The organism is Paenibacillus sp. FSL L8-0340 (assembly GCF_038593145.1).
Classification (GTDB): domain Bacteria; phylum Bacillota; class Bacilli; order Paenibacillales; family Paenibacillaceae; genus Paenibacillus_AQ.
The window spans coordinates 1,666,524-1,682,743 of the sequence record NZ_CP151967.1; the positions used below are offsets into that span (position 1 = coordinate 1,666,524).

Here is a 16,220-nt window from a genome sequence, read left to right on the forward strand (position 1 = left end):
CATAAGAAAGGTCTCCCTCATGAATGACAGCAATGTTGGAAAGCACTGTAGTTCTTCAGTAGATATTGATATCGGAAGCGGCTGTTGGAGTTATACGGCGCTCAATGCTATTTCATACATAAGTATGATACACTGCTCGATATAGAAGATTAGTAATGCTACTTATATACAAGGAGCTGTTAACAGTGGATCAGAAAGCAGCGGATATTGCAGCCAATGAAACACCAGAAGGAACACAGATTCTATATGGGGAATTTGCGGAGGGAGGTACCTATTATTCCTGTACTTACCGCCCTGATGTAGTTTACGCAACATACGGCGATTTGGACAGAAAACTGCAAATTATTATGCCAAGCCGCAGTGAATACAAATTTCCTCTAGTCGTCTTTATCCAAGGTTCTGCATGGAGACAACAGGATGTTTATTCCGGCATTCCTAATCTCTCTCATATTGCGGCAAAGGGTTACGTGGTGGCCAGTGTGGAAATCAGAGACACCGGTATTGCACGTTTCCCGGCTGCCGTCGAGGATGTGAAGTGTGCGATCCGGTTCATGCGCAGGAATGCTGAGGAATATGGTGTTAATCCGGACCGCGTAGCGGTATGGGGTGATTCATCCGGCGGACACCTATCCTTAATGACGGGACTTACTATGGGCGACTATGATAATGGCCTTTATAGTGAACAGTCAGACGAAGTCAGTGCAGTGATTGATTATTATGGGGTCTCGGATCTGCTGACCTTAGGGAAGTACAATCATATTCTTGACCACGATGCAGCCGATTCCCCTGAAGGCTTGTTTATTGGCGGAAAGGTACAGGAACATATGGAATTGGCGAAGAAGGCGAGTCCCCTTCATCAGGATTTGAATAAACCGCTTCCGCCGTTTCTGATCGTGCATGGAGACAGTGACCAAGTTGTACATATCAATCAGAGTATAGAGATGTACAAAGCTTTGAAAGCGCATGGACAGAGCGTTTTATTTTATAAAGTAGCAGGCGCAGATCATGGACCAGGCTTCTGGAATCCTCAGGTGCTTGACATCACGGGGAAGTTTTTATCTGCTCACTTAAATCGGCCGTGATGAGGAGAGCGGTATATCCTTCAAGGAAGAGACTATAACAGGCGGCAGACTAATGTGGATATGCGAGAATGTTGAGACTTAAGAATAAAACCGTTGGCTTCTAAAATTAGCGGCCGCCGGTTTTATTTATATTCAAATTGATTATTTCCATACAAATAGGTAACATAAATATCAATGTCAAACTAGGCATGAGTACTACAAGGAAGGGGATTCTAATGAATAATGCAAAAATTCTTATCATTGAGGATGACGCACCAATTGCGGATTTGCTTTCATACGGGCTCTCCATGGAGGGTTTTAACACTCGTATTGCAGCAAGCGGCGCCTCAGGAATGAGTGAAATACAGTTATTTCAGCCGGATCTGCTGCTTCTGGACTGGATGCTTCCTGATCAAAGCGGGCTGGAGATATGTAAGAAGGTAACCTCCGAATATAACATTCCCATCCTTATGATTACCGCTAAATCAGATATTACCGATAAAGTGCTGGGTCTTGAATTTGGAGCAGACGATTACATTACCAAACCTTTCGACCTGCGCGAAGTGATCGCACGCGTGCGGACAATTCTTCGCAGAATTGAGCAAGCAAACACCGGACATAAAGGCGAGGCAAATACAGAAGGTTATAGTTTCCATGATATCGAAATTCTTGCTGAAGAACGGGTAGTAAAGAAAAACAGCCGTGATATTGAACTGACTCCGAAGGAGTATGACCTGCTGCTGATGCTGGTCAGAAATCCGGGAAGAACCTTCACCCGATCCGAATTGCTTGACAGCGTATGGGGATATCATTTTGCAGGGGATACCCGCACCGTGGATACGCATATCCAGCGGCTTCGCAAAAAACTGGATGCGCCGGAATATATTACGACGGTATTCGGAATCGGATATAAGTTTAAAAAACAGGTGCTTCAGCATGATACGTAAAATCAGCCATAAGTTCCTGCTCGGGTTATTGTTTATTTTCCTCATTTCTTTTATGGTGCTGAGCCAAACGGTACAAGCATTCATTCGGACAAGCAATCAGGACCTGATTACTTCGGAGCTGGTGGGACTCAAAACAAACAGTAATGTGTATGTCCGCCAAGCGTTTCTGATCAATCATTATTCAAACAATGAATTGTTTTTCGGTGAAATGGCTGAGGAGTTGGGGAATAGCCTAAATCATGCGACAGGAAACAGCGTAGGCGTATACACGGTTAAAGGTGAACTGCTGTATGCTTCGGACAAGTCCGTCTTCCAGCAGACGGAAAGCAAAGATCTGCAGGAAGCAGTATCAGGCAAAACCGCATACAGTATCCGGAACAATGAGAATCAAACCTCTGTTATGTTTTCTTATCCCGTGGTTATTGACGGGGCTAAAGTCGGCATTTTGCGATATTATAAGGATTTCACCCAGCTTTATCAGCAGAGTAATCGAATTCTGGATATAACACTCTATATCACCTTGGCAATATTCTCAGCCGCCTTTCTATTTTCATACATTTTATCCCGGCATATTACACTTCCGCTTGGCAAGCTTGCCCATGCCTCTTCCCAAGTGAAGAACGGGAATCTGGACGTCCGCATCCGGTTTAAACGAAAGGATGAAATCGGCCGGCTGGCGGAAAACTTTAATGATATGATCGAGCAAATCAGCCGGCAGATCAATATTATCAGCAAAGACCGCGACCATCTCAAAGAGCTTCATCAACAGGAAAAACGTTTCTTTGATAATATTACCCATGAGCTTAAAACGCCTTTAACCTCAATACTTGGATATGCCGAGTTAATTAAGATTAACGGAGAGCGTGACCGGAGCTTTTTTGAAAAAGGCATGAATCACATCATAGAAGAAAGTAAACGGCTGCATGCGATGGTGCTGAAGCTGCTTGAAGTCTCACGTCAGGTGAAGAGCGATGGTTTAGAGGCAGTGGATGCCGGCGCTATCCTTCGGGATGTCTGTGACTCTATGGCTATGCGGGCGCAGCGATATAAAAAAAGGATCCGGGCTGACATCGAAAGTGACTTATGGATCATGGGTCAGACTAACCGGATACGCCAGCTTTTCATTAATCTGATCGATAACGCCATTAAATACAGCTGGGCATTCTCGGAAATAGAAGTGAAAGGTCTTTACGCTGACGGCAAAGTCCGGTTTGTCTTTGATAATCCAAGTGATGCAATCAGCGAGGATCAACTATCCAAACTTTTCGAACCCTTCTATTTGGCCCATTCCGAGGACTCAGAAAAGGGAAGTGTCGGGCTAGGACTAAGCATTGTTAAGTCTATTGTTGATGAACAAGAGGGAGTGATTTCCGTCATCAGCCAAAACAACCATACGGTTGTTACTGTAGAATTCGGCAGTCTGAAAGCGGCAGAGGAGGGGAACAGTCTATGACCAGGAGATATTCGGGATGGATGTTCGGAACTTTTCTTCTAATAATTTTGTTATCCGGCTGCAGGGCAGGAGTTCAAAGCGAAACCGTAATTATTCCGGATAACGAGGAAACCGATCATGCGCCTCAGAGTTCAAGCTCTTTCCAGGTTAAAGCCATTTACCGGTTGCCGGATGAATATATGAATGAGGGGTACTGGCTGGGCTGGGACTCGGCCGATTCGATTGTCGGTTTATTCAAGACTTCAGGCATACCTGAACAATTTAACTTAAAACGGTTAACCTATCCTTATGAACACAGCGGGAATATTAAAGAGATCAGAAGCAATTCTCAAATGGAGCTTTCTCCGGACGGGAAATATGCCGCTCAGACAACCGCCTCCAATACTGGCTTGAAAATGGTCTCGTTGAAGGACGAAAAAGAAACGGAGATCAAAACACTCAGCATCGGCGATCAAGAGTATGTGCAGGATATATCCTGGTCTGGCAACAGTCAATATCTAAGTTATTTAGTACTGAATGCCTCTGAAGGTGAAAAAAGCAGCGTACACATCTATGATATGCAGACCCATGCTTCCAAAAAGTATGAATTTAAGGATTTTGAGAAAGGGGATACTCTTCTCAGCATAAATGTTTCAGATGATGGCCGCAGCGCATTGTTTACCTTGTTTGAATCCAACCGGCCGGGGAAAACCGTTATTAAGTTCGGAAGGGTGACGGGTTCTAACATTGAGATCATCTATAAACATGAAATTGGGCGGGAACAAAATACATGGATTAGCAACGATCAATTTGCATTTCTCGGACCGGATGGAACTCTGTATGAATATGATCAGAGAAACAGTGAGCTTTCCGTGATTCTGGAAAACGTATCTGCATTTAAATTTTCAGATAACAGAAAAATCATTGCTTACTCCTTGAAGGGTGAAGATGCTGTATACGTCGGCAAAATGCAAGGTAGAAATGTTTTGTACAGAGAACCTGTATACCATGGGATCGTGCCGTTGGATACGTATTGGAACATGGATAATACAAAGCTGTTGATTCAGGGGTCCAATGCTTTCGTAAATTCTCATGCCGTGCAAACCGATTTCACGAGAGGACCGTCGTTTATTATTGAACTTGAGTAATTATTGTAAAGCCATAAAAAGTTAGCAAAGCAGCGATCCTCCGGTTAGTGGAGGATCGCTGCTTTGCGTTTTTGGTCATTGGCGGCTGCATTGTACAAAGAAACCGCCCCCTTTTTTTGTTCAATAAAGCAGGCATGCTTGTGACAACTTGTTTACATCCTGATCAAACTTTGGCGACATCTCGGCTCTATAGTGAATAAAGAGGATAAAAGCCCAATAACAAACAAGGACTGAACAGAATGAATGGGAAACAGGATCATCTTACGAAGCGTTATATGCCGGGAATAGATGGCCTCAGAGCTATTTCTGTCCTGGCAGTCATTGCTTATCATTTTAATTTGAAGTGGGCACAGGGTGGTTTGTTGGGGGTTGGAGTATTTTTCGTGCTATCGGGATACCTGATTACGGATCAAATACTTCAGGAATGGAAAACGAATCATAGCCTTTCTATCTGGAATTTCTGGATGAGAAGATTTCGCAGGCTGTTGCCTGCCATGGTATTCATGCTGATTACGGTTGGGCTCTGGCTTATGTTTACGGATCCTTCAAGGCTGCTTTCACTAAAAGGGGATATGCTCTCTTCAATCTTCTACATGAATAACTGGTACCTCATATTTCATGAGGTTTCCTACTTTGAGAGTTTTGGTCCAGCTTCACCGATTGGGCATCTATGGTCGCTTTCCGTTGAGGAACAGTTTTATATTGTTTGGCCCCTTGCGTTGCGCGTTGGCTTAAGGCTTTCACCGCGCCGGGGGAAGTTAATGCTGTATATCCTGGTTTTAATCTTTTTATCTACAATAGCCATGGCTATATTGTATGTACCGGGAACCGATCCAAGCAGGGTCTATTACGGAACAGATACCCGGGCATTCGCTATCCTGATTGGAGCGGTCTTAGCAGTCGGCTGGCCAAGCTGGAAGCTGAGCGGGAGGATCTCATCTTTCGGACGGTCAATGCTTGATATTACAGGCGGATTAGGCTTGCTTATTATCCTTGTACTGATTTATCTAACCAAAAAATACGATGACTCGTTGTACCCATTCGGTTTTCTTTTCTTGTCTGTGATTTCTGCGGCTGTTATCGCAGTGCTGGTGCACCCCGCCAGCCGCCTAGGCGGAATATTGGGTTGCCGGCCGCTAGCCTGGATTGGTAAACGCTCCTATAGTCTCTACATTTGGCATTATCCGGTGATTATTTTGATGAATACGAATGCAGCTAACGAAGAGCTGGGGTTTACAAGAATTTTGCTGCAGCTCTCGGTCATCCTGATGTTGTCCGTCTTCTCCTACAAGTACATTGAAGAGCCGGTTCGGAGGGGCAGATTTCGCGCTCAACTGCAATCCGTGAAGAGCAAGTTTTCGTTCAAACCAATGGTCGGATTAGTTTTGACGATTCTAGTCTTCTTTCGGTTTGTTTCTTGGATAACGGCCTCAGCCGAGAAGCAGCCTGGAATTTCTAGTCCTGTAATTGCCGAGAAGATCACTTTGAATGAACATCAAGACTCTAGTAGCAAGGATGCAGGGGGAGAACCTCCTGAACAAGGAGAGGGAGTTACCGCTATCGGAGACTCATTAATTTTGAATGTCGCTTCATCTTTGGAAGAAATACTTCCTGGCATCGTCATCGACGGCGAGGTGGGAAGGCAGATGTCCAGTGCCCAGGATGTTGTAAATGAACTGCGGGCAAGAGGAAAACTGGGGAACCGTATCATATTGGAACTGGGGACCAACGGCTCTTTTAACAAAACTAAGCTCCGGCTGCTGCTGGAATCTTTACAAGACGCCAAACAGGTTTACCTTGTAACCACCCGGGTACCGGAGAATTGGCAGAATTCCGTAAATGAGGCTTTGAAAGAGGTTGCCGGTGAGTTTCAAAATGTGAACATCATCGATTGGTATTCTGCTAGTGATCAAAGTTAACAACACATGATGAGGCGAGAGACGCCCGAAAGGATGAAATGCAGATGAAATTTAAAAAAACAGGGATGGTATGGTGTCTTGTAATTCTGATTTTCGCTTTGGGATACCTGGGGATACATCGGGAAGCTTCCTCGGATTCAGTTGAAAAAGAAGTGGCCAATCAACCGATTGTACAAAGTCAGCAGATTTCAAAAAACACTCCGCAACAGCAGCAAACTAATGCCGGGGAAGAGGATGATATTCAAAAAGGAGAAGAGGTTACCGTCATTGGGGATTCGGTTATTGTGGGAGTCGAACCCTACCTGAAAGAACTGCTTCCTAAAATCACGGTTGACGGGAAGGTGGGCAGACAGATGTCGCAAGCGAAGAAAGTAACTGACGAATTAAAAGCAAAAGGGGCGTTGGGCGATTACGTCATTTTAGAGCTTGGAACGAATGGTCCATTCAATAAGGAACAACTCCGCAAGGTGTTAACTTCACTGTCCGACGCCAAACAGGTGCTTGTGGTAACTACCAGGGTTCCAAAAGGATGGCAGGATACCGTGAATTCAACTATTAAAGATGTGGTTCCTGAATTCGATAACGCCAAAGTTGTGGATTGGTATGCAGCAAGCGAGGGGGAAAAGAATTACTTCTATAAAGACGGAGTGCATCTTAAGCCGGATGGCAGCAGATATTACGCTTCTCTTCTCCTGCAAGCTTTGCAAGAACAGTAAGGATGATGAAGGGAGGAATACAAAGAAAAGAGGATTCGACATGAAGTTGAAAAAGAAAAGAATTGTAATAGTGGCATCCATTTTTCTCGTTGGGGTTATCGCGTTTGTGTTCTATTATGTCTCTTCTATTTATAAAGGGCTGGATGGATTAAGTAAAACTGCGGATAACTCTCCTTTTTATGAGGTGAAAGCAAACGATGAGAAGATCGTAGAACCTCCGAAATGGACTGGCAAGGAACCCGTCAATATATTATTGATGGGAGTGGATGCCCGCGGAACCTCCAAAGGGGAGATTCCCAGATCCGACAGCATGATGGTGGTAACGCTCGACCCGGTCCGTGATCGTATTCATGTGTTTTCCATTCTCCGCGACACCTATACCGAAATTCCGGAGCATGGCAAGAACCGTATCAATACGGCGATCACATATGGACCCAATACGGCGATGAGTGCAATAAGTGATCTACTGGGAATTCCGATTCAATTTTACGTATACACAGACTTTCAGGGCTTTATTAAGCTTGTGGATGCTGTAGGTGGAGTCGATTTCTATGTCGAGAAGAATATGAACTATGAGAGTAAAGCCGATAAGCATGAATATGACATTGACCTGAAAGAGGGTCAGCAGCATCTGGACGGGACAACAGCACTGCAGTATGTTCGTTTTCGTCATGATGCTATGTCCGATTACTCCCGGACGAAACGCCAGCGGGAATTCACCAATGCCATCGTCGAAAAAATGAAAAGCACTACCTCTATCATGAAGCTGCCTTCCATACTTGAGGAGGTCAGTCCTTATATTGATACCAACCTATCGGTAAACGATATGTGGAAACTGGCGTCAGTGGGATACCGAAGCAAAATGGAGGCAAGTGAGCAAATTCCTCCAATGAACCTGGTTAAAGAAACCTATGTTGGAAGAGCGGCGGTTCTGGGCGTCTCAAGCAGCAATGAATTGAAAGAATATGTCCGGAATATCATTGAAAACGATGCATCGGAACAGTCAGAAGAGGGGAAACAGAATGTTGAAGAAGCTATTAAATAAAGGCACACTGGCGATATTAATTTCACTGTCGCTGCTGACCGGCACGACGGCTCACGGTGAAAAGTTTTTGAGTGAAGTTAAACCTGTCCAAATCTTAAAAATGAATACCAATGTGGCATCCATGACGGAAAAGAAAACAATCCAAGTCCGTTTTAATCTGCCGAAAGGTGTAGATTCAAAAAGGATCAGCTGGACCTATGGAGGCAAACCGTTATCCGAATGGAAGAAATTTGCGTTTGAAAAACGTAATTACACCGGTCCGTCTTTTATCACAGTTAACAATGTAAAGACGAAAGGAGTGGTACTCACGGCCAGCATTACCTTTGACCTGCCTTACAGTACGGACAATCTGGCTGAACCCCGCCTGCAGCAGCCGTTATTCGCTTCACTGATGGGAACCTATGATCTGGCGGCAAAAGCTAACGGACATGTTATTGCCCAGGCTCCGGTGAAATTAACGCCATATGACAGCTTCCTGACTTACGAGGAGTTGAAGCCGCAGATTGATGCTGTTACAAAGCAAGCCGCAATCAAAAACAAACGGTACATTCATACCGAATCCATTGGAAAGTCGGTCGAAGGAAGGGATATTTACTTCACGATCGTCGCTAAGGACAAAGCAGCGGTCGACAAATATCAGAATGTAACTCATGCTGCCATGTTGAATAATCCCAAGCAGCTGCAAGCCGATATTAAATCAGGTGTATTCAGCGACTATGCCGTGCCCATCTGGCTGAATAATATTCATCCGAATGAATCGCCGGGTGTCGATGCCATTTTTAATTATTTTAAGTCTATGGCATTGGACGATCGGATTACGTATAACACCACGCTGTCCGATGGCAAAGCAAGCAAGGTCAACTTCAATGTAGATGATGCGTTAAAGCATGTGTTCTTCCTGCTGGTTTATACGGATAATCCGGATGGCCGCGTTCATACGGAACGGGGCAATGCCAATTATTTTGATTTGAACCGGGACAACTCTTATCAGACGCAACCGGAGACGCGCAGCGTAACAGAACAAATTGCGAAATGGTCCCCGCTTTCTTTTCTTGATTTGCATGGGTTTGATAGAGGCTTCCTGATTGAACCGGCTACGCCGCCGCATGATCCTAACATCGAATACGACCTGCTCATTGACAGTATGGTGGAGCAAGCAAAAGCCATGGGCGAAGCCGGCATCGCCAACACCAAGTATGATTATTATCATATTCCCTACGAGGAACACCGGAAATCTGTGAAAGATTCGAAGTATGTTTCAAAAGGTACGGCTTTGGGATGGGATGACGCTTCTCCGGCGTATACCGCCGTATTTGCCATGCATCATGGGGCGCTCGGACACACGCTGGAAATTCCGGAGAATAACGAAGAGTCTACGAAAGCACTATACTATAGCGTGGCAGCAGCAACATCCTATGTCATGAATAATCAGAAAAAATTGTTCCTGAATCAACTCAAAGTCTATGAACGCGGTGTGGATAATATTGATAATCGTGCAGTAGATAAGTATTTGGTCAATGCCAAAAATAAAGAAATCGGCCGCCCGCGTCAAGGGAATGCAAATTTCTTTCCGGAGTATTACGTACTGCCAGTTGATAAAAGCGTACAGAAAAATGCGCTTGAAGTTTATCGTATGGTTGAATATTTCCTGCGAAACGGGGTTCAGGTTGAGCATTCAACAGAAACAGTAACCGTTGACGGTACGACATACCCTGCAGGATCATTTGTTGTGAATATGCATCAGTCGATGCGAGGCATGGCAAATCTCGTCTTGTATGATGGAATTGATGTATCGGACTATAAATCGGTTGCCGGAGAGATTGTTCAGAATTTCCCTGATCTGCGCGGGTTCGATCGTTATGTGATCCGGGAGCCACGCGTATTTGCAAGCAAAACGATGCCGGTAACATCCGTCCCGGTACCGGGGACGACAATGCCAAACAACATTGCGTACGTCCTCATTCGCAACACGAATAATGATGCGATCAGAGCGGTCAACGATCTGCTCTCATCAGGCAAAGCAGTGACGATGCTTACAGCAAGTGAAGAGGGGCACGAAGCAGGAGATTTTGTCGTTTCCTATCAGGACCTAGAACCATTAGCTTCCAAATATGTTCTTGACGTGGATACATTTGGGGAAAGTAAGCCAGTTGGACAACACCTTAAACGCCTGACTGTAGCCGCTCTGGGTGAACCTGAGTTTGTATTGGAAGATTTGGGCTTTGATGTGACAGCAGACCAGAAGAAGGCTGACATCCTCGTAAATACGTTTGATTCTGCTGAGCTGGTAAGGAACGGAAAACCTTATATCGCATATGGAAATATGGGGATGAAGAATATCCAGGACTGGATTCCCGGGTTCGCCTTTGCCGGACCTGACTGGGAGCGTTATGAAGGGGTATTCCTGGCAGACGTTAGTCAAGACAACGTTATTACTGCACCTTACAAAGAACAGGAGGATTTTTATACTGTCAGTGGTTCATATATTACAGCTGTGCCGAAAACGGCAGAAGTACTTGCTAAAATAAGCGACAAAGAGAATTTTTACAAAGCAGGCTGGTGGCCGAAACACGCTGCCGCCAAGGGTCAGATCATGGCTTTTACGTACAAAGAAAATAATAAAAATCTGACGGTATTCGCTAACGACTTGACAAATAACGGCCATTCACAGCATCAATACCGTTTGCTGGCGAATTCAATATTCAGTGCAGAAACCGGGCAATCTGCAGCTGCTGGTTCCTAGTTCTAATGAATCGCTGGCCATATTCACCGATCGTATGCCAGAGAAGCTGTCGATAAGTTGACCGGGGCACGAACATATTTTTGAGGGGGAATTTAGTTGTCAAGCCGTATAAATTCGCAGGGTACACGGCGTCTAATTGCACTGGACGCAGCACGAGGGCTAGCGGTAATAGGAATGTTTTTGCAGCACTTTACTTCAAACGATGTTATTGCTTCTATTGTCTCAGGGAACACAATGATATTATTCATACTTTGTTCCGGCATCTCCTACTCGATCATGACACAGCGCATGATTGAAAAAGGAGTGGAGATGGCTGCATTCAGGGCACAGATGCTGGCACGGGCAATATTCATTGATCTTATTGGTTATCTTCTTATTATGTTAAATGGTCCTTTTGGGGTTATTTTACCTGCCTATGCTACATTATTCGTATTGGCTTTAGTGTTGGTTCGTTGCTCTAGGCGTACACTTTTTACAATATCATTAGTACTGCTTGTGGCTGGACCTCCACTGATGATTCTAGGTGGCAGTGTGTTGTCAGAAGCCTACTTCCTAGGAGACATAGCTGGCGGTCCATTATCTGCGCTTGGGGTCGCTCCGGTTTTCGTTGCTGGCATGGTGATCGGGCGACTTAACCTTCATAGTCTACGTAATGCAACGTGGCTTATCATCAGCGGCATAATTCTACTTGTCATCTCTAAGCTGTTTTCCAACCGGGTGCTTCCTGGGCTGGCCCATTCTTTTGAGAAATGGCTTCTAGATTATACGAATATCGCCACTACTCAGCCAGATCCATATGCAATCTGGCCACACAATGTAGCACCGCCCCTGTGGCAAATGCTTCTGACCTCAGGTCCGCAGAGCGGGTCAACATTTCAACTCCTGATTGGGCTGGGTACTTCTCTTCTAGTGCTGGGACTGACATGTCTTATAGCGAAGAAGGGGGCTGCTATACTTACACCTTTTGCCGCAGTTGGACAAGTAGCGTTAACTCTATATGCTGCTCAGTTTGTTCTTGCCTGGGTGCTCATAATTAGTGGTATGGACTATACATTTGGTGTCGTAAGTGTCGTACTGATAACACTCATTGCAGGTGGGCTGCTTGTGCGCTTCTCAATTAGTCCGCTTGAGACAATGATGCGGCGCTTCGACCGGTTATTTAGCGGATTTCAATCATCTGCTGCCCCAGCGGCAAGCCGGTCTAGCAATATTTCATAACTGAAAGGAGAGGGAAACTCTGATTCGTCTATAGTTCAGTTGTTTCCTTCTGACCGCTTCCTTCGAGAACTATTGAAATTAAAACCCCAAAGCGAGTGCCTTGCTGTCTGTATTTACAGTAGGCTACCATTCCCCGTTCACGCTCTGGTTAACGATATGTAACAGGCACTTCTCACCCTAATAATCAGTTCCCTTTAATGTGTAAGCTGCCCGGATTTTGACTAATTGATTGTCCACATGATCCTGAACATCATCTGGTATGCAGAGTGCCGGGTAAAGGAGAATTAACGCTTCGACTTCATTTGCGCGTTGCGCTACTGTGAGCGCCGAAATAAATCCGCCTTGGCTAAAGCCCATAAGCGATACTTTACTTGCATCTACATAGGATAAACTTTTGACATAATCCATGACGGCTTTAAGGTCCTCGCATTCAGTCTGCACCGTCATATCGGTTGTTTCTCCGTCACTTCTACCTTCCCCATGCGTACAGCCACCGCAGAAATCAAAACAATACGCTGCATAGTTGTTCCCCCGTCTCTTGTGCAGCAAAACTCACGTTCTATAATGTTTGTATTCATTTCTTAACCTTCCTTTCAGATAAATTAATGCGCTTTTATTAATGAGGAAAGGTACAACATCTCCAACACAGTTAGTGTTGAGAATGCATTTAAGCCTTCGTCCATCCGATAGTATCAGACGCCCCGTTCCCCGCATATTACCTTGTCCATTCTTCACATGGCCGGAATCATTTTGTGACCGAGATATGGTTGACAATAGGATATTCCTCCTCTTAGGAGCAAAGTATACTTGCCCTTTGATTGTTATTGTTTTCCACTATATCGGGCACATGTGGCTAAAGTTTGGTCAATATGTAAACAAAAGATAACAAAAGTACATTTCCCTTGTCGCGGGTGATTCCGGATCCGATCTTTCTTCTGGTGACTTTTTTTGAGGCGAAGGGTTAAAAATCGCTAACATTCGACAAACTTTTTATATTTTATGTACTACTATATTAAATGAGTATTTGTTCATCAATAGAATTTATAAGAAAAGAAGCGAGGATGCGATGGCAATTCGAAAACTAATGATCAATGTCTTGTTTATCTTTATGGCTGTTAACTCTATTTTTACCTATAGTTTGTATGCGGCGTCTCCTGCTTCCAGTTCACTGAGTTCGTCTTACGGAGGTGAATGGGTTGACAAAGCATTGGTTGAGGTCGAAGATCTCGACGGTACGATAAATCTTACATTTGATAAGAATACGGGCAAAGCATCTTTAGAGTATTCAGTCTGGGACGAAGAGAACTATACCTTTCAATCAACGGCACCTATTGCTGTTAATGAACAGAAACCCGTAAAATTCACCTACGAATACCAGGACTATACCCAGCATGAAAATCCAAGGACTGCGCAAGGAGAGGGCATCATTGATTTCAAACCTGGCACTATTGTGCTTAAAATGGGAGCACTTCCTTCGGATATAGACAAAATTTTTGCTCAGCCGCAGACCTTCATTCGTGATCCTTATGCGAACCGGGTTCCAAAGCCAGGGGATGCCTTAGCTGTTGTATCCCAATACTGCAAATGCAAAGAATCCAATCTGGTGAAATTCATTTACCCTGCTGCAGACAATGAAAGCAATAAAAATTGGATTGCTTATGTCGAAGTGTATGTAAGAGGGATTCTCTTAACCGAATATAAAGTGAATTTGCACACCTATAAGGCAACAGAAATCAAGGATTTATGGTCGCAATCCTCTCATTTTGCTAACAAAGTTAAGGTTTCCAAAATCACAGCATCATCCACATTACCTAAATCGAAGGCCGGCTCTTATAATGCAAATCAAGTAATCGATGGGGATACAGCCACATGCTGGTGCGAAGGGGTTAAAGGGAGTGGAATAGGACAAAGCTTTACGATTAGCTTCCCCCAAAAAACTGAGGTTAGCAGCTTGAAGGTTTTTCCGGGGTATGGTAAATCCGTCTCCGCTTATCTGGAGAACAACAGTGTGCGTAAAGCAAAAATAACCTTCTCCGATGGAACCTCTGTCATTGTTGATTTCACGAAGGAATCCGTATGGGATCTGCCAAAAGTTAAAGCAACAACCAGCATTACGTTCACCATATTAGAAGTCAACCTAGGCTCTAAGTATAACGACACTTGTATCTCGGAATTTACCATCTCATAAGAGTATCACTGGGCAGTGATATTTAATCAATTCTTTTATCTTTACTTTGTAACTGGACAGTGAATAGTTCTCATAGAACAACTTTTCACTGTCCAGTTACTGACCTAATGACTCTTGATCCAGCTCTCCAGATCATCAATCACATATGTTGGCACATTGCCAGGAACAAGGAATTCATACATCGGATCACCCTTGCCACTTTCGATATAGGCATGATTCAATTCAGGGTAGAGCTTATAGCTTGTATCTGAAAGACCTGACAACGTCTCCTTCCATAGTTCCAGTTCAGTTGAGGTAACCTGTGCATCTCTGCCCCCCTGCAGGATAAGAAGCGGAATAGGATGCTTGATCAGCACCTGTCCTGGCACATAGCTCTTCAAACTGTTCCACCAGTATGCATTTGGTGTCAACTGAAACGCCGCAGCATGATGCGGATCAAAGTCTGGTTGAAGCACTAGGCCTAACTGTTCTCGATAGATCGCCAGTGTATCCGCTTCTACCTGGTCTTCGGCACTCGCTTCAAAGTAAGTATCAATTTCCGTCAACTGAGGGTTCGGTGATGACAGAATGAAAGCACCGGCAATAGAGTTTGGCTCTGCCTGTGCAACAATCTGTGGTACCATCAACCCACCACGGCTGTGGCCTGCTAAATAGATTCGACTCGAATCGATACCTTCAGTTTTCTGCAAGATGTTGATCGCTGATAACGCAGGATCTACAAACTCTTCTTGCACGGTATAAGTGGAATAGGATTGTGCGTAATGCTCACGAGTAATCTTCTCAGCTCTTATTACTGCTATACCACGACTTGCAAGACCAGCAGCCATATCTTTGAAAGGTTTAACCGCCATAAATGTGTTATCCTGATCCGACTCTCCATCGCCTTGAATCAATACAACCGCCGGATAAGGTCCCTTGCCTTGCGGCATCGTCAAAGTGCCTGGTACAGTATATTTTCCTTCGTTAATAACGACTGCCTTCTCTGTGTAAGAAGAGGGATCTGCATAGTCTGGTAGCTTATAACTGTTTGGAACATGCATATTGACATAAATATCATCTATCAATCCCTGGTTATTATAGCGTATCTCCACATCAAACTTGCTGCCCTGCAGCTCTAAAATTGCTGTTACCACCTGATGCACAGCATTATTCGTCCTATTTATTTCTATGATGGATGCCCCAACAAGCTGGTTAAGCATCATGGTAACAGGAGTCGGGATGGAAGTCTGAACGAGCTTCTGATCAGCATACGCTAGGGCCTCTATCAGTTGTCCCCGTTGCATATTAGTCAGAAAAGCTGCAGTTCTCATTGTTAAATCACTTTGGCTCAAATGGAAATTTTTCATCTCTGGTACCCAATCCAGCTTCGACTTCATAATGGTATTGAAAAGCTGCTCCGACATATACGTCTTCCCCTGCTTCATTTCAATCTTGCCAGCGTTCTGAACAGGCTCACCATTCAGCTTGGCAACCAATTTGTTAGCCTGTTGTTGAATCTGCAGCCCACCAGCCCAGTTAATAACCTTGACCGTACGCGTTGCCTTATCCCACTGCATCTTCATGCCCAGCTTCTCTACTACTTGCCTGAGCGGGAGCAAGTCATCTGTCTGGCTCGATATGAAATGGGATTGGCTCGCTGCCGAGGCAGAAACCGCATTATGCATTAAGGAAATGCTAATCCCAACTACCATTAAACACTTTAACGTTCTAGCTTTCGTAATCATATGTATTCCTCCTCGAATCAATAAAATCGTCTTGTTTGTTGATCTGCTGTCAGAATACCAAGCGATTATAAGGAAACGA

The 16,220-nt window shown here is 44.5% G+C and carries 12 protein-coding genes; 10 read left to right on the forward strand and 2 right to left on the reverse strand.

Annotated elements, in window-relative coordinates:
- Positions 1-185 precede the first annotated feature (185 nt).
- From NST07_RS07670 to NST07_RS07710, 9 genes are all read left to right on the forward strand, one after another.
- The gene (locus NST07_RS07670; protein ID WP_341090873.1) at positions 186-1,082 is read left to right on the forward strand and encodes an alpha/beta hydrolase; all 897 of its coding nucleotides are present in this window, start codon (positions 186-188) and stop codon (positions 1,080-1,082) included.
- 215 nt (positions 1,083-1,297) lie between these two features.
- Positions 1,298-2,008 (forward strand): response regulator transcription factor, encoded by a 711-nt coding sequence (locus NST07_RS07675; protein ID WP_341090874.1) that lies wholly within the window; start codon positions 1,298-1,300, stop codon positions 2,006-2,008.
- Entirely contained in the window at positions 1,998-3,461 is a 1,464-nt protein-coding gene (locus NST07_RS07680) for a HAMP domain-containing sensor histidine kinase (protein ID WP_342481326.1), read from the forward strand. The genes NST07_RS07675 and NST07_RS07680 overlap by 11 nt, the downstream gene beginning before the upstream one ends.
- Positions 3,458-4,588 (forward strand): hypothetical protein, encoded by a 1,131-nt coding sequence (locus NST07_RS07685; RefSeq protein WP_342481327.1) that lies wholly within the window; start codon positions 3,458-3,460, stop codon positions 4,586-4,588. The genes NST07_RS07680 and NST07_RS07685 overlap by 4 nt, the downstream gene beginning before the upstream one ends.
- A 239-nt stretch (positions 4,589-4,827) precedes the next feature.
- Positions 4,828-6,507, forward strand: a complete 1,680-nt coding sequence (locus NST07_RS07690; RefSeq protein WP_341377696.1) for an acyltransferase family protein — start codon at positions 4,828-4,830, stop codon at positions 6,505-6,507.
- Positions 6,508-6,551: 44 nt separating this feature from the next.
- Positions 6,552-7,223 carry a hypothetical protein gene (locus tag NST07_RS07695; protein ID WP_341377697.1) on the forward strand — a complete coding sequence of 224 codons (672 nt, stop codon included), beginning with the start codon at positions 6,552-6,554 and terminating at the stop codon, positions 7,221-7,223.
- Between the two features lie 40 nt (positions 7,224-7,263).
- Entirely contained in the window at positions 7,264-8,268 is a 1,005-nt protein-coding gene (locus NST07_RS07700) for an LCP family protein (RefSeq protein ID WP_341377698.1), read from the forward strand.
- Complete coding sequence (locus tag NST07_RS07705) at positions 8,246-11,011, forward strand: M14 family zinc carboxypeptidase (RefSeq protein ID WP_341377699.1); 2,766 nt, start codon at positions 8,246-8,248, stop codon at positions 11,009-11,011. Before NST07_RS07700 ends, NST07_RS07705 begins: the two co-directional genes overlap by 23 nt.
- A 96-nt stretch (positions 11,012-11,107) precedes the next feature.
- Complete coding sequence (locus NST07_RS07710) at positions 11,108-12,229, forward strand: hypothetical protein (protein ID WP_341090883.1); 1,122 nt, start codon at positions 11,108-11,110, stop codon at positions 12,227-12,229.
- Between the two features lie 177 nt (positions 12,230-12,406).
- Here the strand turns inward: NST07_RS07710 and NST07_RS07715 are convergent, their stop codons facing one another.
- Positions 12,407-12,778, reverse strand: coding sequence for an alpha/beta hydrolase (locus NST07_RS07715; protein ID WP_341090884.1), 372 nt, complete (start codon positions 12,776-12,778; stop codon positions 12,407-12,409).
- 535 nt (positions 12,779-13,313) lie between these two features.
- On the opposite strand from NST07_RS07715, the gene NST07_RS07720 reads away from it, so the two are divergent.
- A complete protein-coding gene (locus NST07_RS07720) occupies positions 13,314-14,417 on the forward strand; it encodes a hypothetical protein (RefSeq protein WP_341377701.1) in 1,104 nt (367 codons plus the stop codon).
- 104 nt (positions 14,418-14,521) lie between these two features.
- On the opposite strand, the gene NST07_RS07725 is transcribed toward NST07_RS07720, so the two are convergent.
- On the reverse strand, positions 14,522-16,141 hold the full coding sequence (locus NST07_RS07725; protein ID WP_341377702.1) for a stalk domain-containing protein: 1,620 nt from the start codon (positions 16,139-16,141) through the stop codon (positions 14,522-14,524).
- Positions 16,142-16,220: the final 79 nt, after the last annotated feature.